At 68.1% G+C, this 17,188-nt stretch carries 22 protein-coding genes and 1 tRNA gene; 5 read left to right on the top strand and 18 right to left on the bottom strand.

The window, feature by feature from the left end; translation table 11 throughout:
• Window positions 1–36 precede the first annotated feature (36 nt).
• The 5 genes from dapF (at window position 37) to IE191_RS09670 (ending at window position 4,054) form a co-directional block, all read left to right on the top strand.
• Complete coding sequence (gene dapF / locus IE191_RS09690) at window positions 37–858, top strand: diaminopimelate epimerase (protein WP_191324158.1); 822 nt, start codon at window positions 37–39, stop codon at window positions 856–858.
• Between the two features lie 55 nt (window positions 859–913).
• Window positions 914–2,062 carry a MiaB/RimO family radical SAM methylthiotransferase gene (locus IE191_RS09685; protein WP_191324235.1) on the top strand — a complete coding sequence of 383 codons (1,149 nt, stop codon included), beginning with the start codon at window positions 914–916 and terminating at the stop codon, window positions 2,060–2,062.
• The gene (gene ftsY, locus IE191_RS09680) at window positions 2,059–2,985 is read left to right on the top strand and encodes a signal recognition particle-docking protein FtsY (RefSeq protein ID WP_191324157.1); all 927 of its coding nucleotides are present in this window, start codon (window positions 2,059–2,061) and stop codon (window positions 2,983–2,985) included. Before IE191_RS09685 ends, ftsY begins: the two co-directional genes overlap by 4 nt.
• On the top strand, window positions 2,982–3,638 hold the full coding sequence (locus tag IE191_RS09675) for an inner membrane-spanning protein YciB (protein ID WP_191324156.1): 657 nt from the start codon (window positions 2,982–2,984) through the stop codon (window positions 3,636–3,638). The genes ftsY and IE191_RS09675 overlap by 4 nt, the downstream gene beginning before the upstream one ends.
• Before the next feature lie 68 nt (window positions 3,639–3,706).
• The gene (locus IE191_RS09670) at window positions 3,707–4,054 is read left to right on the top strand and encodes a hypothetical protein (protein ID WP_191324155.1); all 348 of its coding nucleotides are present in this window, start codon (window positions 3,707–3,709) and stop codon (window positions 4,052–4,054) included.
• Between the two features lie 19 nt (window positions 4,055–4,073).
• Here IE191_RS09670 and IE191_RS09665 read toward each other — a convergent pair whose 3' ends face one another.
• The 18 genes from IE191_RS09665 to fabZ all read right to left on the bottom strand — a co-directional run bounded on the left by IE191_RS09665 (window position 4,074) and on the right by fabZ (window position 17,171).
• Complete coding sequence (locus IE191_RS09665) at window positions 4,074–4,442, bottom strand: response regulator (RefSeq protein ID WP_191324154.1); 369 nt, start codon at window positions 4,440–4,442, stop codon at window positions 4,074–4,076.
• The gene (locus tag IE191_RS09660; RefSeq protein ID WP_191324153.1) at window positions 4,439–5,476 is read right to left on the bottom strand and encodes an HWE histidine kinase domain-containing protein; all 1,038 of its coding nucleotides are present in this window, start codon (window positions 5,474–5,476) and stop codon (window positions 4,439–4,441) included. Before IE191_RS09660 ends, IE191_RS09665 begins: the two co-directional genes overlap by 4 nt.
• A gap of 95 nt (window positions 5,477–5,571) precedes the next feature.
• Complete coding sequence (locus tag IE191_RS09655) at window positions 5,572–7,551, bottom strand: potassium transporter Kup (RefSeq protein WP_191324152.1); 1,980 nt, start codon at window positions 7,549–7,551, stop codon at window positions 5,572–5,574.
• 142 nt (window positions 7,552–7,693) lie between these two features.
• Window positions 7,694–8,407, bottom strand: a complete 714-nt coding sequence (locus IE191_RS09650) for a tetratricopeptide repeat protein (RefSeq protein WP_229815225.1) — start codon at window positions 8,405–8,407, stop codon at window positions 7,694–7,696.
• The gene (locus tag IE191_RS09645; RefSeq protein WP_191324151.1) at window positions 8,404–8,844 is read right to left on the bottom strand and encodes a cytochrome c-type biogenesis protein; all 441 of its coding nucleotides are present in this window, start codon (window positions 8,842–8,844) and stop codon (window positions 8,404–8,406) included. Before IE191_RS09645 ends, IE191_RS09650 begins: the two co-directional genes overlap by 4 nt.
• Entirely contained in the window at window positions 8,841–9,401 is a 561-nt protein-coding gene (locus IE191_RS09640; protein WP_191324150.1) for a DsbE family thiol:disulfide interchange protein, read from the bottom strand. The genes IE191_RS09645 and IE191_RS09640 overlap by 4 nt, the downstream gene beginning before the upstream one ends.
• A complete protein-coding gene (locus IE191_RS09635; RefSeq protein WP_191324149.1) occupies window positions 9,398–11,341 on the bottom strand; it encodes a heme lyase CcmF/NrfE family subunit in 1,944 nt (647 codons plus the stop codon). The genes IE191_RS09640 and IE191_RS09635 overlap by 4 nt, the downstream gene beginning before the upstream one ends.
• Entirely contained in the window at window positions 11,338–11,790 is a 453-nt protein-coding gene (ccmE, locus tag IE191_RS09630) for a cytochrome c maturation protein CcmE (RefSeq protein WP_191324148.1), read from the bottom strand. Before ccmE ends, IE191_RS09635 begins: the two co-directional genes overlap by 4 nt.
• Window positions 11,787–11,942, bottom strand: a complete 156-nt coding sequence (locus IE191_RS09625; protein ID WP_191324147.1) for a hypothetical protein — start codon at window positions 11,940–11,942, stop codon at window positions 11,787–11,789. The genes ccmE and IE191_RS09625 overlap by 4 nt, the downstream gene beginning before the upstream one ends.
• 28 nt (window positions 11,943–11,970) lie before the next feature.
• Window positions 11,971–12,699, bottom strand: a complete 729-nt coding sequence (gene ccmC / locus IE191_RS09620; protein ID WP_191324146.1) for a heme ABC transporter permease CcmC — start codon at window positions 12,697–12,699, stop codon at window positions 11,971–11,973.
• Window positions 12,700–12,904: 205 nt separating this feature from the next.
• Window positions 12,905–12,981: transfer RNA gene (locus tag IE191_RS09615), tRNA-His, on the bottom strand.
• Window positions 12,982–13,111: 130 nt separating this feature from the next.
• Window positions 13,112–14,050, bottom strand: coding sequence for a type II secretion system minor pseudopilin GspK (gene gspK, locus IE191_RS09610; protein ID WP_229815224.1), 939 nt, complete (start codon window positions 14,048–14,050; stop codon window positions 13,112–13,114).
• Window positions 14,047–14,616 (bottom strand): type II secretion system minor pseudopilin GspJ, encoded by a 570-nt coding sequence (gene gspJ, locus IE191_RS09605; protein ID WP_191324144.1) that lies wholly within the window; start codon window positions 14,614–14,616, stop codon window positions 14,047–14,049. The genes gspK and gspJ overlap by 4 nt, the downstream gene beginning before the upstream one ends.
• Window positions 14,613–14,996, bottom strand: coding sequence for a type II secretion system minor pseudopilin GspI (gene gspI / locus IE191_RS09600; protein WP_191324143.1), 384 nt, complete (start codon window positions 14,994–14,996; stop codon window positions 14,613–14,615). The genes gspJ and gspI overlap by 4 nt, the downstream gene beginning before the upstream one ends.
• Window positions 14,993–15,463, bottom strand: a complete 471-nt coding sequence (locus IE191_RS09595) for a GspH/FimT family pseudopilin (RefSeq protein WP_191324142.1) — start codon at window positions 15,461–15,463, stop codon at window positions 14,993–14,995. Before IE191_RS09595 ends, gspI begins: the two co-directional genes overlap by 4 nt.
• A gap of 107 nt (window positions 15,464–15,570) precedes the next feature.
• On the bottom strand, window positions 15,571–16,062 hold the full coding sequence (locus tag IE191_RS09590; RefSeq protein WP_191324141.1) for a MarR family winged helix-turn-helix transcriptional regulator: 492 nt from the start codon (window positions 16,060–16,062) through the stop codon (window positions 15,571–15,573).
• A 172-nt stretch (window positions 16,063–16,234) separates the two neighbouring features.
• Window positions 16,235–16,465, bottom strand: coding sequence for a 50S ribosomal protein L31 (gene rpmE, locus IE191_RS09585; RefSeq protein ID WP_191324140.1), 231 nt, complete (start codon window positions 16,463–16,465; stop codon window positions 16,235–16,237).
• Window positions 16,466–16,697: 232 nt separating this feature from the next.
• Window positions 16,698–17,171, bottom strand: a complete 474-nt coding sequence (fabZ, locus tag IE191_RS09580; protein ID WP_191324139.1) for a 3-hydroxyacyl-ACP dehydratase FabZ — start codon at window positions 17,169–17,171, stop codon at window positions 16,698–16,700.
• Between the last annotated feature and the right edge of the window lie 17 nt (window positions 17,172–17,188).

Here is a 17,188-nt window from a genome sequence, read left to right as displayed (position 1 = left end):
TTGCGCGGGGGGCCATTGGCGCCTAGATCGCGGGCCATGCGCATTCCCTTCATCAAGATGCACGGCCTGGGCAACGATTTCGTCGTGATCGACGCGCGCGAAACCGCGCTGCCGGTCTCGCCCGCGCGCGCTGCGGCGCTGGCCGATCGCCACACCGGCATCGGCTGCGACCAGTTCATCGTACTCGAACCTTCGGCGCTGGCAGACGTGAAGATGCGCATCTTCAATCCCGACGGCAGCGAAGTGGGCGCCTGCGGCAACGCCAGCCGCGCCGTGGGCCTGCTGCTCGGCGCCGAACGCGCCGGGCACACCCGCATCGAAACCGCCGGCGGCCTGATCGAAGCGCAGGCCACCGACGCCGGAATCGCCGTGGACATGGGCGCCCCCCGGTTCGACTGGAACGCCATCCCCCTTGCCTATGCGATGGACACCATGGCCATGCCGCTCGGCTGGGAGACGCTGGAAAACCCGGTGGCAGTCAACGTCGGCAATCCCCATGCGGTGTTCTTCGTGCCGGATGTCCACGCGGTGGACCTCGCCCGGCTTGGCCCGATCATCGAGAACGACCCGGTTTTTCCCGAGCGGGTCAATGTGAATGTCGCCAGCGTGATCGGCCCCGATCACCTTGCCCTGCGCGTGTGGGAGCGCGGCGCCGGGCTGACCCGCGCCTGTGGCACCGGCGCCTGCGCCACGGCCGTGGCGGCGATGCGGCGCAAGCTGGTGGGGCGCAGCGTGGCGGTGGACCTGCCCGGCGGCAGCTTGCGCATCGATTGGCCCGAAGGCGGCACGATCACCATGACCGGCCCGGCCACCACCAGCTTCGAAGGCGCTTTCGACGACGCGCTCTACCCCCTCTGAGGCGACTTTGCCCGAACAGGCCGCCCCACCCGAAGTCGTCACGCTCGGCTGCCGGATGAACCTTTCGGAAAGCGAGGCCATCCGGGGCCTGCTGGCCGCCGCGCCGACCGCCACCGTCGTGGTCAATTCCTGCGCCGTCACGGCCGAGGCGGTGCGCCAGTCGCGCCGCGCCGTGCGCCGCCTGCGCCGCGACCACCCGCAGGCGCGCCTGCTGGTGACCGGTTGCGCGGCCACGATTGATCCGGCCACCTTTGCCGCGATGGAAGAAGTCGACGGCGTCATCGAAAATTCGGCCAAGCTCGATCCCGCGCGCTGGCAGGTGCCTGCGCCACCCGTGCCGGTGGCGGCATCAGAACGCCACACCCGCGCGTTCGTGGCGGTGCAGAACGGCTGCGACCATGCCTGCACGTTCTGCATCATTCCCGCCGGGCGCGGCGCCAGCCGCTCCGCGCCGATCGCGCAGGTGCTGCAAACCCTGGCCGGGCACCTGGCCCATGGCGTGGCGGAAGTGGTGCTGACCGGCGTGGACCTGACCAGTTGGGGCGCCGATCTGCCCGAGCCGGCGCGGCTGGGCGATCTGGTCGCGGCGATCCTGCGCGCTTTCCCCGCCCTGCCCCGCCTGCGCCTGTCTTCGGTGGATGGCGTCGAGATCGACCCGCTGCTGCTGGACCTCTTGTGCCACGAGCCGCGCGTGATGCCCCATGTGCACCTTTCGCTGCAATCGGGGGCGGACATGGTGCTCAAGCGGATGAAGCGCCGCCACACCCGCGCGCAGGCGCTGGACCTGGTGGACACCCTGCGCCGCCACCGCCCGGACATGGCCATCGGCGCCGATCTGATCGCCGGCTTTCCCACCGAGGATGCCGCGATGCATGCCGACAACCTGAGCATCGTGGCGGCTGCCGGCATCGTCCATGGCCATGTCTTTCCCTATTCGCCGCGCCCCGGCACGCCCGCCGCGCGCATGCCGCCCGTGCCGCCGCCGCTGGTGCGCGAACGCGCGGCGCAGTTGCGCGCCGCCGTGGCGCAAACCCGCGCCGACTGGCTGCACGGCCTGGTCGGCCGCCCTGCACAAGTGCTTGCCGAACGCGACGGCACCGGCCATGGCCCGGATTTCGCGCCCTATCGCCTGCCTGCCGGCACCGTGCCGGGCAGCCTGATCACGCTGACACCGCAAGGAATCGAAGAAGGAATGCTGGCATGAGTAGCGAAAGCTGGTCGGAACGTCTGGTCGGCGGGCTGCGCAAGACCTCGGAGCGCCTGGCCGGCAATCTGGCGGGCTTTGGCGGCGCCACCCGGCTCAGCGATACGCAGCTCGACGATATCGAGGATGCGCTGATCATGTCGGACCTTGGCCCGCGCGCCGCCGCCCGCATCCGCAAGACGCTCGCCGCCGCCCGGTTCGAACAGGGGCTGGACGACCTCACCTTGCGCAGCGCCGTGGCCGAGGAAATCGCCACGATCCTGCGCGGCGTGGCCAAGCCGCTCGATATCGTGGCTTTCCCGCGCCCGCAGGTGATCCTGGTGATCGGCGTCAACGGTTCGGGCAAGACCACTACGATCGCCAAGCTGGCGCATCTGTTCCAGGAACTGGACTATTCGGTGATGCTCGCGGCCGGGGACACGTTCCGCGCCGCCGCCATCGGCCAGTTGAAAGTCTGGGCCGATCGCCTGGCCATTCCGATCGTCACCGGCCCGGAAGGTGGCGATCCCGCCTCCATCGTGTTCGATGCGGTCAAGGCTGCGACTGACGCGGGCACCGACGTGCTGATCGTCGACACGGCCGGGCGCCTGCACAACAAGCGCGAGTTGATGGACGAGCTTGCCAAGGTGCGCCGCGTGCTCGGCCGCCTCAACCCGGAAGCCCCGCACGACGTGGTGTTGGTGCTCGATGCCACCAACGGGCAGAACGCACTTCAACAGATTGAAATCTTCAAGGATGTGGCAGGCGTTTCCGGCCTGATCATGACCAAGCTGGACGGCACCGCGCGCGGTGGCGTGCTGGTGGCGGCGGCCGAGCAATATGGCCTGCCGATCCACGCCATCGGCGTGGGTGAAACCATCGACGACCTTCGCCCGTTCGATCCCGACCTGGTCGCCAAGGTGATTGCGGGGGTGTTCCAGTGAGCGAGCCACAGAACAAGGCCAAGCCCAAGTCTTCGTGGGTGAACCTGGCGGTCGATTATGGCCCGCTGCTGGTGTTCTTCCTCGCCTATCGCCATTTCAGCCCGGACAAGAGCGCGGATTCGGGCGTGGGCGCGGTGGTGGCGATCACCAAGAGCACGGTGGTGTTCATGGCCGCCACGGTGCTCGCGCTCGTGGTGTCGAAATGGCGCCTGGGCCGGATTTCGCCGATGCTGTGGCTTTCGACCACGCTGATCCTGGGTTTCGGCACGCTCACCGTGTTCCTGGGCGATCCGTTCTGGATCCAGATCAAGCCCACGGTGATCTACCTGCTGTTTGCCGGGGGCCTGTTCATCGGGCTGGCGCGCGGCAAGGCCGTGCTGCGCATGCTGCTGGAAAGCGCGTTCGACGGGCTGGACGAAACCGGCTGGCGCAAGCTCTCGCGCAACTGGGCCTGGTTCTTCCTGTTCCTGGCCGCGCTCAACGAAGTGCTGCGCCATGCGCTCACCTTTGATGGCTGGCTGGCGGCCAAGGTCTGGGGCGTCAGCGCGCTCTCGTTCCTGTTCACCTTCGTGCAGATCCCGATGCTGCTGCGCCATGGCCTGGGCGGCGAGCAGGCCGTGGAAGAAGCGGAAACGACCACGCCCCACGATTGAGCGGGGAACCGCGCAAACCGGTCCTGCGTTGGCCACAGCAAACCACCTCGAACGGGAGTGACCGTCACATGCGTCGCCTTTATTTCGCCCTGCCCGCCCTGCTGCTTGCCGGCGCCGGCTTGGCCGCCTGCTCGGAAAAGACCCAGGACAAGACGGCCGCTGCTGCCGATTCCGCCGCCGATGACGCGCGCGATGCTGCCAAGGACGCGGGCCGCGCTGCCGACAAGGCCGCCGACAGCGTCTCTGCCGCAGCAGACAAGGCGCTCGACAACGCCAGCAAGGCTGCCGACAAGGCGGCAGACGATGCCGGTCGCAAGCTGGACAAGGCGGCCGACAAGGCTGGCGCTGCTGCCGACAAGTTTGGCAATCGCGTGAAGCAGGGCGCCGACGAAGCCTCGGACACGCTCAAGCACTGAACGCCCGTGCCGCCCTGGCTCAACCTCCAAGCAGGTCCACGAGACACGCGGTGAGGCGAGCTGGGGCATAGGGCTTGTGCAGGATCGGCACATCGGCGAATTCCGCCTCCACCGCGCCATAGCCGGTCGAAATCACGAACGGCACACCCCGCGCGCGCAAGGCCCGCGCCACCGGCGATCCCGGCTCGCCATTGAGGTTCCAGTCCAGCACGGCGAGATCGATGGCCTCCGCTTGCGCGACGGCGACGGCTTCGGCTTGCGTGCCGACCGGGCCGACCACGTCCGCGCCATCATCTTCCAGGGCATCGGCCAGCATGGCCGCCACGATGAATTCGTCTTCCACCACCAGCACGCGGCGGCCCGCCAGGGGCAAGGTGGAGTCAGTCATGCGGATTCCCCATCTGGATTGGAAAGCTCTGGATTGGTGACGATAGCCGCCATGCCGGTGGGATTGAAATGCCCCGTCGGCAGGACGAAGCGCGCCACCACGCCATCATGGGCATGATCGACCAGCGCTTCACCACCCAGTTGCCGGGTAATCGCATCCCGGATCAGCCGGGTGCCGAAGCCGCTGCGCTTGGGCGGGCTGACCGAAGGGCCACCCTGCTCGCGCCATTCCAGGCTGACCCGGCCATCGGCTTCCACCGTCCAGCAAACCGACACCGTGCCGGTCGCGTTGGACAGGGCGCCATACTTGATCGCATTGGTGGCCAACTCGTGCAGCACCAACACCAGCGACACGGTGGGCGCCGCGCCGATCGTCAGGTCTGGGCCGGATACCGTGACTCGCCGCGCCCCGCCCATGCCGAGTTCGCCGTTGCACACTGTCAGGCCTTGCCGCACCACGTCGGCCATCGGCGCTCCGGCCCATTGGCGCCGGCTGAGAATGGTGTGCGCCGCTGCCAGCGCGTGAAGCCGCGCGGTGAAGTTCTCCACCCCCTCCGCTGCCCCGTCCATGCCCCGAAACGATTGCCAGGCCATGGCCTGCACCACCATCAGCGTGTTCTTCACGCGATGGTTCAATTCCTCCAGCAACAGGCGCAGGCGGTCTTCCAGCATCTTGCGCTCGGTGATGTCGATGCCGGTGGACTGCGCCATCTGCCAGCGCCCCTGCGCGTCGAACGCCAAGGCATGGTTGCGCCACAGCGTCCAGCGCACGCTGCCATCGGCCGCCTCCAGCCGGTTCTCGATCGTACGCGAAGGATTTTGCGGGGTGAGATCGGCCAATTCGGCGCGGATCGCCGCATGCTCGCTTTCCGGGACGAACTGCCACAGGTTGCGCCCGGTCAGGTCTTCCCGCGCATGGCCCATCATCCGCGCATAGGCGGTGTTGGCAAACAGGATCGTGCCATCGGCCGTGAAGCGGCACAGCATGTCCAACTGCGCATCAAGGATGTCGCGCAGGATATCGGCTTCGTTCATGCGCGGGCGGTCCCCCTTGTGCGCAGGGAATTTACCAGACTTTGCAGTTTGCTACGTCCATCGCAAGCGCCAAGACGATACCGCGCCGTTTCCGATCAAATCCTTAGCTGGCTGCCCAGTTCGACCACGCGATTGGTCGGCAAGCGGAAGAATTCCATCGCGCTGGCCGCGTTGCGCAGCATCCAGGCGAACAGCTTTTCGCGCCACAAGGCCATGCCCGGCTTGTCCGACGGGATCAGCGTCTGGCGCGAGAGGAAGAAGCTGGTCTTCATCATGTCGAACGGTTCGCCGCAAGTGGTGATGGTCTTGAGCGCGGCGGGCACGTCGGTCTCTTCCAGGAACCCGAAGCGCAGTTTCAGGCGATAGAAGCCATTGCCGAAGTCCTTCACGTCTGACCGCTGCGCCGGATCGACATAGGGCTCGTCCTGAATCTGCACCGTCAGGATCACCACGCGATTGTGCAGCACCTTGTTGTGCTTGATGTTGTGCAGCAGCGCCGAAGGCACGCCGTTGGAGGCCGAAGCCATGAAGATGGCCGTGCCCGCCACCCGCGCCGCGCTGGAATGGGCAGACTTGGTGAAGACTTCCAGCGGGATCGACCCTTCGGCCATCCCTGCCCGCATCAGCGCCCGCCCGCGCGACCAGGTGGTCAGCAGCGTGAAGATGGTGATGCCCATCGCCAGCGGCACCCAGCCGCCATCGGGAATCTTGGTCAGGTTGGCGCCCAGGTATCCCAGGTCGATCGCCATGAACAGCGCCAGCAGGCCCGAGGCCAGCACCGGCCGCCAGTGCCACAGCTTGACCAGCACCACGCCCAGCAGGACGTTGTCAATCATCATCGCCCCGGTCACGGCAATGCCATAGGCCGCCGTAAGGTTGGACGAGTGACGGAACATCAGCACCAGGAGGATCACCGCCACCATCAGCGCGGAATTGATCACCGGGATATAGATCTGCCCGGCCGAAGTGCTGGTGTGGCGGATCGTCATGCGCGGAATGAAGCCGAGCTGGATCGCCTGCTGCGTGACCGAGAACGCCCCGGAGATCACCGCCTGCGAGGCGATCACCGCCGCCAGGCTGGCAATGATCAGCAGCGGCCACTGGAACCAGTCGGGCGCCAGGTAATAGAACGGGCTGACCAGCGCGGCCTGCCCCTCGCGCATCAGCAGCGAGGCCTGGCCCAGATAGTTGAGCACCAGCGCGGGCAGCACCAGCGCCAGCCAGGAAACGCGGATCGGGTTGCGCCCGAAATGGCCCATGTCAGCATAAAGCGCCTCGGCCCCAGTCACGGCCAGCACCGCCGCGCCCATCGCCAAGAAGCCGCGGAACGGATCGGCGGCAAACATCGCCACGGCATGGTGGGGCGAAAGCGCGCCGATCACTTCCGGCAGCATCGCGATGCTCACCGCGCCCAGCACCGCGATCGTAGCGAAATAGACCAGCATGATCGGCCCAAAGAACGTGGCGACGCGCTCGGTGCCCCGGCTCTGGATCAGGAACAGCGCGATCAGGATCGCCACCACCATCGGCACGACCCAGCTCTGCATGCTGGGCTGATAGACCGACAGGCCCTCGATCGCGCCCATCACCGACACGGCGGGCGTGATCATCGAATCGCCATAGAACAGCGCCGTGGCGAACACGCCCAGCAGCACGATGCCGCGCCCCCAGCGCTTGCCGGCGGTATGCTGGTTGATCAGCGCCAGCAGGGCCAGGCTGCCGCCCTCGCCCTTGTTGTCTGCCCGCATGATCACCGAGACGTATTTCAGCGTCACGATGATCATCATCGACCAGAACATCAGGCTGACGATGCCATAGACATGCGTCTGGTCCAGCGGCAGGCGATGATGCCCGGCAAAGGTATCGCGCAGCGCATAGAGCGGGCTGGTGCCGATATCGCCGAACACGACGCCGACCGCACCGACGGCCATCTTGATCAGGCTGGCCTGGCCGTGGCCATGACCGTGTGGATGAGCTGCGGTCTCTTGGGTTGCGGCAGGCGCAACCGCGCTGGCCGTGGCCGGATTTCCTGCGCTTGCAGCACTCCCCACGGCATCACCCACGGCATTGTTCATGGCCAAACTGCCCCCGGCCACGCGGGCCATATTGTACCGTCCGGTCCGCAATAGAACCGAATCGGGGCGGCGCTTAGCACCGGCGCCCAACCTGAAGCAATGGTGACCAAACCGCCATCCGTGGCAAGCGGTTCCCGATTTTTCACTGTCCCGCAGGCGCGCTGGCGGCCGGTGCCTGGGTGGCCGCGCCGGGTTTGCCCCCGGCTGCCGGCGTCGCTTCGCCCGTGGCGCCCATCATCTGGTCCAACCGCATCAGGCGCATCGCCAGATCCTGGCGATAGGGCGCATCGGCCGGAGCGCGGGCAAGCAGATCGGCCCAGAGTGCGCGGGCATCGGCCAGGCGGCCGGACTGGGCCATGGCCAGCCCCATGAAGAACGGCGGGCCGGGATGGGTGGGATCGATCTCCGCCGCGCGGCGGAAGGCATATTGCGCGGCCGGGGTGATCAGCCCCTCGCTGTGCCCCACCAGCGCATTGCCCAGCGCCACCTCGATATCGGCATCGTCGGGATTTTCCTGCGCCGCCTTGGCCAGCACATCGGCGGCGGCGCGATATTGCCCCTGCCGGGTCAGCCCATCGGCCAGGATCAGCCAACTGCGCCCCTTGCCAAAGGCGTTGCCCATCTGCTGCCGTTCTTTCAGCAGCGTGGCATCGGCCACGGCGGGGTTTTCCACCGCCGGCGTGGGCGCGCCAGCCAGGCCGGGATGCCCTTGCAGCGCATAGCCGGCCAGGCCGAACAGCAGCGCCGCCCCGGTCACTTCCCAGCCGCTGCGCGGCAGGCGCGCCACCAGCACCAGCGCGACAAAGACCAGCGCCGCCAGGCCCAGAACGATCACCCAGGTCATGCCCACGCTCATGCCTTATCCTTGCGCAGATGGCGCGCGCGGCGGAAACGCCCGCGCAGCAGCAGGGCCGCCAGCCCCAGGAACACCGCCGGCGCGGCAAACAGCGGCCAGGTCAGCGGCTTCACCTGCGGGGTATAGCTCACATAATCGCCATAGCGCTCGATCAGCCACTGGCGGATTGCCTCGGGATCCTCCCCCGCGGCAATCCGGGTGCGCACCTCGTTGCGCATGTCGCCGGCCATCGAGGCGTCGGAATCGGCGATCGACTGGCTCTGGCACTTGAGGCAGCGCAGCGTTTCCATCAGCGCTTGCGCCTTGGCCTCCTGCGCCGGATCGGGCAATTGGCGATAGGCATAGGGCGCCGGCGGCAGGCTGTCCTGCGCGGCCAATGGCGCCAGCGGCGTGGCCAGCGCGAGGCCGGCGGCAAGAATGAAACGAAGCCGTTTCATTGTTCCGCCTCCTTCAGCTTTTGCAGGATCACCGGCACGTCTTCGGGCATGATCGCGCCGATATGCTGGTGGCGGATCACGCCATGGGCATCGACCACGAAAGTTTCCGGCACGCCGGACGAGCCGATGCCGATCTGCACCTTGCTGAGATCGTCCTGGCCGATGCGGGCAAAGGGATTGCCGTTGGCGGCCAGGAAGCGGGCGAGATCGTCCTTGCGGTCGCGAATGGCCACGCCATCGATTTCGGCGCCGGCCTTGGCCAGTTGTGCCAGTTGCGAGGATTCGATCGCGCAAGGGCCACACCACGAGGCGAAGATGTTGAGCAGGCGCGGCTTACCGCCCACGAACTGCGCGTTGGACAGGCCGGGGCGATCGGCGCTGGCCGGGGGCAGGCTGAACGCCGGGATCGGCTTGCCGATGAACGTGCTGGCCACTTCGCGATTGTCTGGCCGGACCAGGCCATAGACGACCAGGGCCAGGAACCCGCCGAACAGCAGCAAGGGCAGCCACAGCGCCAGGCCCGGCTTCTTGGCGGGCGGAGAGACCGTCTCGCTCATCGCCCCTGCCTTTCGCGGCGGAAGGCGATCTTGTCGATCGCCACCAGCCGCTTCACATCGCGCGCGACGCGGCCGATCAGGGCCAGGAAACCGCCCAGGCCGACGAGCAAGCCGCCCAGCCAGATCAGCGGCACGAACGGCTTCCACCAGAAGCGCATCTGCCAGCGGCCGTCCTGCGCCTCTTCCCCCAGCACCACGTAGAGCTGGCCGTTCCAGCGCGTTTTCAGCGCGGATTCGGTGCGCGTACCCGGCGGATTGGCAAAGACACGGGCCTGCGGCGTGAGCGTGTCGGCCTCACCCCCGGCATAGCGGGCCGAGACCGTGGCCTGGAGCGCGGTCCAGTTCGGGCCGGCCACCGGATCGATGCGATCGAGAGTCAGCGCATAAGGACCGACCTGGCGAGTCTCGCCCGGGCTGAGCGCCGCCAGTGTCTCGATCGAGAACGCGCTTTCGCTGGCCATGCCCATCGCCGCCACGGCCAGGCCCAGGTGGCTGACCACCATGCCCCAGATCGGCAGCGGCGTGCGCCGCAGGTTGCGCCCGCGCAGGGGCAGCAGGCTGGCCACGGCAAGCCCGGCCCCAAGGGCGAGGCCCAGCGTGGGCAGGAGGCGCACGCCCGCCGCCAGCGCCGCCCCGCCAGCCGCCAGCGCGACCAGCGCCGGCACGGCAAGGATCGGCGCGACGCGGCCGCCGCGATCATCCTTCCAGCGCAGCAGCGGGCCGACCGCCATGACCACCAGCATGGGGAAGGCAAAGATCGCCGAGACCGGGTTGAAATAGGGCGGACCCACCGAAACCTTGACCCCGAACGCCTCGGTCAGCAGCGGATAGAGCGTGCCGACCAGCACGATGCCGAGAATGCCGCAGAGCATCACGTTGTTGAACACCAGCGCCGCCTCGCGGCTGACGAAGGCAAAGCGCGCGCCCTCGGTCACCGTGCCGGCGCGCAAGGCAAACAGCAGCAGGGCGCCGCCAATGTAGATCGCCAGCAGCGCCAGGATGAAGCTGCCGCGCGCGGGATCGACGGCGAAGGCGTGGACCGAGGTGAGAATGCCCGAGCGCACCAGGAACGTGCCGACCATCGACATCGAGAAGGCGATCACGCCGAGCATCACCGTCCAGGCGCGCAAGGCGTTGCGCGCGGCCAGCACCGAGACCGAATGGAGCAGCGCGGTGGCCGCCAGCCAGGGCATCAGCGAGGCGTTCTCGACCGGATCCCAGAACCACCAGCCGCCCCAGCCGAGCGTGTAATAGGCCCAATAGGAACCGGCGGTGATGCCCACGGTGAGGAAAATCCAGGCGCCCAGCACCCAGGGCCGCATGGCGCGGGCAAAGGCCGGGCCGACATCGCGGGTGATCAGCGCGCCGACGGCAAAGCTGAAGGCGATCGAAAGCCCGACATAGCCGACGTAGAGCGTGGGCGGATGGAACGCGAGGCCGATATCCTGCAACAGCGGGTTGAGCCCGGCGCCCTCGGGCGCGGGCTGCGGCAGGCGGGCAAAGGGATTGGAAGAAAGCAGCAGGAATGCATAGAAGCCAAGGCTGACGAAAGCCTGGGCCGCCAGCGTGGCGAGCAGGGTGTTTTCCGCCAGCCGCTTTTCCACCAGCGCCACGAACGCGCCGGCCAGGCTCATGATCGTGACCCACAGCAGCATCGAGCCTTCGTGGTTGCCCCAGGTGCCGGCGATCTTGAAGATCAAGGGCTTGGCCGAATGGCTGTTTTCCGCCACCAGCTTGACCGAGAGATCGGTGGTGATGAACAGCGTGATCAGCGCGGCAAAGGCCAGCGCCACCAGCACGCCCTGCATCACTGCCACCGGGCGCACCACGCCGCGCATCGCCGCGCCCTGGGGCCGCAGCGCCAGGGCACCAGCGACCAGTTGCAGCACCGCCAGCGCCGCCGCCATCCACAGGACGGCAAGACCGAGTTCGGCGATCATTTGGTTTCCGCCACCACGGCTTTGGCCTGGGCTTGCGTCATGTCTTTCATCTCGCGCGGCACATATTTCTCGTCATGCTTGGCCAGGAGGTTGTCGGCCACGAACGTGGTACCTTCCATGCGGCCTTCGGCGACCACGCCCGATCCTTCCACGAAGAGGTCAGGCGTGATCCCGGCATAGCGCACCGGCACGGTGGCCTTGCCATCGCCCACCACGAAGGTGATCGTCACGCCATCGGGCATGGTCTTGATCGAGCCGCGCTGCACCATGCCGCCCAGGCGCACGGCGCGGCCCTGTTCGGGGGGATGGGCGACCAGATCGCTCGGCACATAGAAATAGCTGGCCTGCTTCGACAGCGCCCAGGCGGCCAGCAGGCCGGCCCCGATCAGTGCCGCCAGGGCAATGACCAGCAGCACCAGGCGTTGATGCTTGGCCTTGATCGCGCTCATGCCTCGTTCTTTCGCTTGTTCCGCACGGCATCGCGCCGCGCCTCGGCCCGCCGCATGGACCACAGCGTCAGCCCCACCAGCAGCAGCGTGCCCACCACCCCGATGGTGAGAGCCGCTGCCACGTAATGCCATTGATCGAGTCGTTCGTGCATGGAGGGGGTTTTCCGTGAAGCGGCCGGGTCAGGCCATGGCCTTGCGGCGCAGGCGCGCCTCGGCCTGGATATCGGCCAGCAGCGTGCGCATGCGCGCCAGCACCACGCCGCCAAAGATGCAGGAAAAGCCCAGCGCGCCGATCAGCAGGGGCCACAGGAACGTGGGATCGATCGAGGACTTGCCCAGCGTGATCGAGGCGGGCTGGTGCAGGCTGTTCCACCACACCACCGAGCGGTTGATGATCGGGATGTTGATCGCGCCGACCATGCCGAACACCGCCGTGACGCGGCTGGCCCCACCGCCGGCAGCGGCATCGCGCTGCGCCGCGCCAGCGAGCGCGATATAGCCGAAATAGAGGAACAGCAGGATCAGGTAGCTGGTCAGCCGACCATCCCACACCCACCAGGTGCCCCAGGTGGGGCGCGCCCAGATCGATCCGGTGATCAGGCAGAGCGCGGTAAACACCGCCCCCGGCACCGCTGCCGCCCGCGCCGCGATCGCCGCCAGCGGATGGCGCCAGACCAGTTCGACCAGGCTCGACACGGCAATCGTGCTCCAGCCGGCCATGCCCAGCCAGGCACAGGGCACGTGGATGAACAGGATGCGCACGGTCTGCCCCATCAGCCGGTCGGGCGGCACCATCAGCAGGCCCCAGGCCAGCGCGCCAAAGGCCAGCACCAGCCCTACCCCGAGCAACAGTGGCATGAGCCAGCGGGCAAGCCGCAGGAAGCGAGCGGGGTTGGCAAAACCGTGCATGTTTTTGAACTTGGGATCCTTCTCCACCACGCCATGGCGCGGCCCTCATGCTGTGCCATTGCGCCAGATCAAGGGCAAGCGAAACAGCGGATTTATCCCGCTGGCCTTTGGGAGAATGCCGGCGCCGGATCGCTGGCGCGGAGCATACGGGAAGAGGGCATGAAAGGCCCGAACGCTGCGAAGTGGTGCGTCCCAGGGCAGAAAATGGGGCGATCGAAGGGGTTCGAACCCTCGACCTCCGGTACCACAAACCGGCGCTCTAACCAACTGAGCTACGATCGCCACGGCGGCGCCCTGGGGCGTTGTTCCGCGTTCCGTCCGGGGCCTGCGCTGCATGCTCCGTTCGGGTGGCCGCCCTTGCAACAATCCCGCCGCCTTGAAAAGCGAAAACTTGCATCCGGGGATAACTTTTTCAGCGATCGGCCGGATCACCCCAATGGCGCGCCACGATCGCCGGGCGCGGTTGGCTGGCGTCGATCAACAGCTCTTCCTGCCACGCCTGCGAATCGATGGTCGCCTCCAACCGGGCGCGCAGCCAGCGATCGGAGCGCGTGATTTCGCCCATGCCCAACCCGAGTTCGGCACCCAAGGCCGCAGGCAATTCGGCATAGCCGCCCGGCGGCGCCTGGGCGATGACCTGCTCGGCACAGGCAACCGGCAGGGCATCGGGGGCGAACATCGTCAGCAGCCGGCCCTGCCCCGGCACCAGGCTGGCCAGCGCGACCGGCGAGGTGCCCACTTCGGGCAGCGCGCAAAGCCATGGCGCAAGCCGGGCATAGAGCGCCGGGGTCATGCCGCGCACGGCGCGCAGTTCCCCCACCGTGACCAGCGGGCGCCCTGCGGTGCGATAGGGATGCGGTCCACCTGCATAGGCGGTGTCTTCCGCGCCATCGGGCAAAGCCAGGCCGTCGGTATCGATCCAGTCGGTCATGGCTGCTGCGAGTGGCCCCGCCTCGCCCGGCGCCAGCCCCAACGTGACCATCAACGTGCGCAGTTCCAGTTGGCCCGCCGGGCGTGGCCGCAGCACCCCATCGGGCATGGCTTCGACCAGTGCGTTGACGTTGAAGCAGTTGCCGCCGGGCGCCACCGTCCAGGCAATGCGCCCGCGCGGCACCGGCCAGGCACCGCCACCCTGCCGATGGGCCGGATCGCGCATGGCGGCCAGCAGCCGCACTTCCCCTTCCGCAAGGGCGCGGCGGGCGGCGGCCTGCGCTTCGAGATTGCCGGCAAGGCGAGCCGCCAGGCCCAGCCGATCGAGCATCAGGCTGGCCAGCACGGCCATGATCGCCACCAGCAACAGTACGCCGAGCAGGGCCGCGCCCCGTTCATGGCCTGCCGGCACGGGAGTCACGGCTGCCCCACCGGGGTGACCACGCGCAAGGGGCCGGCAAAGCCGGCGGGCTGCAAGACCAGTTCGGCGGCAACGGGCAGGCCCTCCCCCTGCCAAGGCCCATCGTGCCATTGCCCGGCGGCATCGCGCAGGCGCAGGCGTGGAACGGTCGAGAGCGGCAGGACGACGAGCGTGGTATCGGGCGCTGCCCCGTCCAAGTGCGAAGCGCTACGCCGCACGAGGGCCTGCCCGGTCCAGCGATAGTCCAGACGCTGGAGCGGCGGGCGCGGCGCGCCGTCCGGGTTGGCCCAGCCATCGCGCACCAGCGCCACGAGCGGAGCGCCCTCCCCGCCATTGGCGGCAAACCCGAGGCGGGGCTCGGCCTGACTGAGGTCTGCCTGCCACAGCGCGAGCATGCGCCGCACCTGGCCGGCGGTGGCATCATGGCGGCGCAGGGCAGCCTCGCTGGTGACCGCGCCGCGCAACAGGCCGAGCGCCGCGCCCGCGATCAGCGCGAAGATGGCAAGGGCCACCAGCATTTCCACCAGGGTGAAGCCGCGCTCCGACGGGAACCGTGTGCCGGTCATGGCGCGGCCCGGACCACGCGCGCGACGCTGGCCTCTTGCGGCGCATCGAGTGCGCGCACGGTGATCTGCGCCACCCAGACTGGCCCATCGCGCCGCACCACCCGCTGCCAGGCGAGACGCCGGCCGCCATTGACCACGACACCACCCGCCACGCCGGCAACCGGCGGCGCGGGATCGGTGCGCCATTCGACGGCGCGATTGTCTGCCTCCACCGCGCGCACCAGGCGGCGGTCAAGCGCGCCGCTGCTGGCCAGGCTGGTGGCCTGGAGGCGCAACAGGGCCAGGGCCGCCAGGGCAAAAATCGCCAGCGCCACCAGCACTTCGAGCAGGGTGAAACCGGCTTCGACCGATCGACGAGAGCGTGATGCGGGATGGGTCATGGCGGAGCCGCGCCGCCCAGGGTGACCGCGCCGTCGCCAGCGACCAACACTTGCACCGTGGCGCCATCGGCGCGCAGGCGCACGGCGAAAGGCGCGTTAGGCAGGCCCATCGCATCGAAGACCGCGCGCCGCGCCGTGGCCGCTCCGGTCACGGCCAGCCCGACAGGCCAGACACGCCGATGCAGGCGCGGATCGGCTGGCACCGTCCACTGGCCATCGCGGCGCACGGCAAAGGCATAACCGGACGGATCGATCGTGACCGCAACCGGATGCCCGCCGATCACCGCGAGATCGCGCGCAGCGGCCAGGCGGGCGGCCAGGCGCTGTGCCTCTTGCGCGGGCGTCGCGGCGCGGCCGGGCAGCGCGAGCACCACGGCCGTGGCGGCCAGCGCGGCGATCGCCAGCGCGACGATCAGTTCCACCAGGGAAAAGCCGGCCTCGGCCAGCGGCGCGCGCGGAGGGTTCATGCTGCCAGCGATTGCGCCGCATGGGCCGCGCGAGCAAGCACGGCCGGGGCCGGTTCGGAGCCAAGCCGCTCCGCTTTCGAGTGATCCTGCTGCCGGCGCCGCGCCGTTCAGCCGTCGCTATCGTCGCGCTGGCCGCGAATCAGGGGCAAGGCGGCGTGCAGCGCATCGAGCGTGGCCGTGTCGAACAGGCTGGAGAAACGCGCTTCGTGCCGCTCGATCCGGGCAAGCGCGTCGGCCACCACTTCTGCGCCGGTCTCGGTCACGCGCAAGGCGTGGCTGCGGCCATCGGCACGCTCGCGATCGATCAGGCCGCGATCCATCAGGCGGGATACGATCGGCACCATGTTGGCGCGCTTGATCCCCAACACCTGCCCCACTTCGGTCTGCGAACAGCCCGGCGTTTCGGCGATCACCAGCAGCGCGGTGACTTCCGCCGGGCGCATTTCCAGGTCGGCCAGTTCGCGCGCGAGATCGGCCATCATCACTGCCGAGGCGCGGCGCAACTGATACCCCAGCAGGCGATCGAGCGACGTGCCTGAAGTGCCGGGTGTCGACGAACCGGGCGTTGCGGAAGCGGGATGGGAAGAGGTTGGCTGCATCGCGTTACCTTTATGGCGCGGGCGGGCCATGGCAAGCGCGCATGACGGCAGATTTCACAGGAGTGCCACGTGGGGGCGCATCGGACCGGCCAGATACGAAAAAGGGCGGCCGAAGCCGCCCTTTCCTGCGCCGGGGCCAAGCCCAAAGGCCTCACCCGCACGGCACGGACGCTCAACCCTTCTTGAGGGTGAGGCCGCCGAAACGCTTGTTGAACTGGGCCACGCGGCCACCCTGGTCCAGCAGACGCTGGTTGCCACCGGTCCAGGCCGGGTGCGAGGTGGGATCGATGTCGAGCGCCAGCGTGTCGCCTTCCTTGCCCCAGGTGGAGCGGGTTTCGAACACGGTGCCGTCGGTCATCTGCACCTTGATGAAGTGGTAGTCGGGGTGGATGTTGGCCTTCATGGGACTGCTCCGATGGGCCGCCGGTTCCGACCGGCGGCTGGGAAACGGGTGATGTAATCTCGAAAGCGGCGCCCCTAATCGAAAGGGCGCCGCTTGTCGAGTCTGCGTATTGAGCTTGGTGCGGCGCCGGCCCTCTCCGTCGCCCGGTCTTCCTACAGAGGTATCTTATGGGAGGCCGGGTGGGGGAGAGGGCCGGCGCCGCACTTCGGCGTGCAAACGCCGAATAAAAGCGTCAGCTATCGGCGATCATCGCGGTGAAGCTGCATTCCGTGGCGATCTTGTCGCCCAGCATGGCCTTGCCTGCGAACTTGCAGACGCGCGAACGCATCTGCGTGATTTCCACGTGAAGATCGAGCAGGCAGCCCGGCTCCACCGGGGTGCGGAACTTGGCGTCTTCGATGGCCATGAAATAGACCAGCTTGCCAGAGCCCGCGAGGCCGAGCGATTCCACCGCGAGGACGCCGGCCGCCTGGGCCAGCGCCTCGATCTGGAGCACGCCGGGCATGATCGGGCGGCCGGGGAAGTGACCCTGGAAGAACTGTTCGTTCATGGTCACCGCCTTGATCGCGTGGATGCGTTCACCCACCACGAGCGAGGCGACACGATCGACCAGCAACAAGGGATAGCGATGCGGCAGCGCCGCCATCACCTTGGTCACGTCGAACGACAGCGGCGTGGCCGTTTCGGCCTGGACGTCCTGAGTCATCTTGCCCCCGGTGCCTT

It is taken from the genome of Novosphingobium pokkalii (genome assembly GCF_014652855.1).
GTDB classification, from domain to species: domain Bacteria; phylum Pseudomonadota; class Alphaproteobacteria; order Sphingomonadales; family Sphingomonadaceae; genus Novosphingobium; species Novosphingobium pokkalii.
This window is presented reverse-complemented; position numbering and strand designations above follow the sequence as displayed.

What these genes read in the sequence shown, in the direction of transcription:
- dapF (WP_191324158.1), top strand. Translation starts at nt 37, where the DNA reads ATGCGCATTCCCTTCATCAAGATGCACGGCCTGGGCAACGATTTCGTC.
- IE191_RS09685 (WP_191324235.1), top strand. Translation starts at nt 914, where the DNA reads ATGAACCTTTCGGAAAGCGAGGCCATCCGGGGCCTGCTGGCCGCCGCG.
- ftsY (WP_191324157.1), top strand. Translation starts at nt 2,059, where the DNA reads ATGAGTAGCGAAAGCTGGTCGGAACGTCTGGTCGGCGGGCTGCGCAAG.
- IE191_RS09670 (WP_191324155.1), top strand. Translation starts at nt 3,707, where the DNA reads ATGCGTCGCCTTTATTTCGCCCTGCCCGCCCTGCTGCTTGCCGGCGCC.
- IE191_RS09665 (WP_191324154.1), bottom strand. Translation starts at nt 4,442, where the DNA reads ATGACTGACTCCACCTTGCCCCTGGCGGGCCGCCGCGTGCTGGTGGTG.
- IE191_RS09660 (WP_191324153.1), bottom strand. Translation starts at nt 5,476, where the DNA reads ATGAACGAAGCCGATATCCTGCGCGACATCCTTGATGCGCAGTTGGAC.
- IE191_RS09655 (WP_191324152.1), bottom strand. Translation starts at nt 7,551, where the DNA reads ATGAACAATGCCGTGGGTGATGCCGTGGGGAGTGCTGCAAGCGCAGGA.
- IE191_RS09650 (WP_229815225.1), bottom strand. Translation starts at nt 8,407, where the DNA reads ATGAGCGTGGGCATGACCTGGGTGATCGTTCTGGGCCTGGCGGCGCTG.
- IE191_RS09645 (WP_191324151.1), bottom strand. Translation starts at nt 8,844, where the DNA reads ATGAAACGGCTTCGTTTCATTCTTGCCGCCGGCCTCGCGCTGGCCACG.
- IE191_RS09640 (WP_191324150.1), bottom strand. Translation starts at nt 9,401, where the DNA reads ATGAGCGAGACGGTCTCTCCGCCCGCCAAGAAGCCGGGCCTGGCGCTG.
- IE191_RS09635 (WP_191324149.1), bottom strand. Translation starts at nt 11,341, where the DNA reads ATGATCGCCGAACTCGGTCTTGCCGTCCTGTGGATGGCGGCGGCGCTG.
- ccmE (WP_191324148.1), bottom strand. Translation starts at nt 11,790, where the DNA reads ATGAGCGCGATCAAGGCCAAGCATCAACGCCTGGTGCTGCTGGTCATT.
- IE191_RS09625 (WP_191324147.1), bottom strand. Translation starts at nt 11,942, where the DNA reads ATGCACGAACGACTCGATCAATGGCATTACGTGGCAGCGGCTCTCACC.
- ccmC (WP_191324146.1), bottom strand. Translation starts at nt 12,699, where the DNA reads ATGCACGGTTTTGCCAACCCCGCTCGCTTCCTGCGGCTTGCCCGCTGG.
- gspJ (WP_191324144.1), bottom strand. Translation starts at nt 14,616, where the DNA reads ATGACCGGCACACGGTTCCCGTCGGAGCGCGGCTTCACCCTGGTGGAA.
- gspI (WP_191324143.1), bottom strand. Translation starts at nt 14,996, where the DNA reads ATGACCCATCCCGCATCACGCTCTCGTCGATCGGTCGAAGCCGGTTTC.
- IE191_RS09595 (WP_191324142.1), bottom strand. Translation starts at nt 15,463, where the DNA reads ATGAACCCTCCGCGCGCGCCGCTGGCCGAGGCCGGCTTTTCCCTGGTG.
- IE191_RS09590 (WP_191324141.1), bottom strand. Translation starts at nt 16,062, where the DNA reads ATGCAGCCAACCTCTTCCCATCCCGCTTCCGCAACGCCCGGTTCGTCG.
- rpmE (WP_191324140.1), bottom strand. Translation starts at nt 16,465, where the DNA reads ATGAAGGCCAACATCCACCCCGACTACCACTTCATCAAGGTGCAGATG.
- fabZ (WP_191324139.1), bottom strand. Translation starts at nt 17,171, where the DNA reads ATGACTCAGGACGTCCAGGCCGAAACGGCCACGCCGCTGTCGTTCGAC.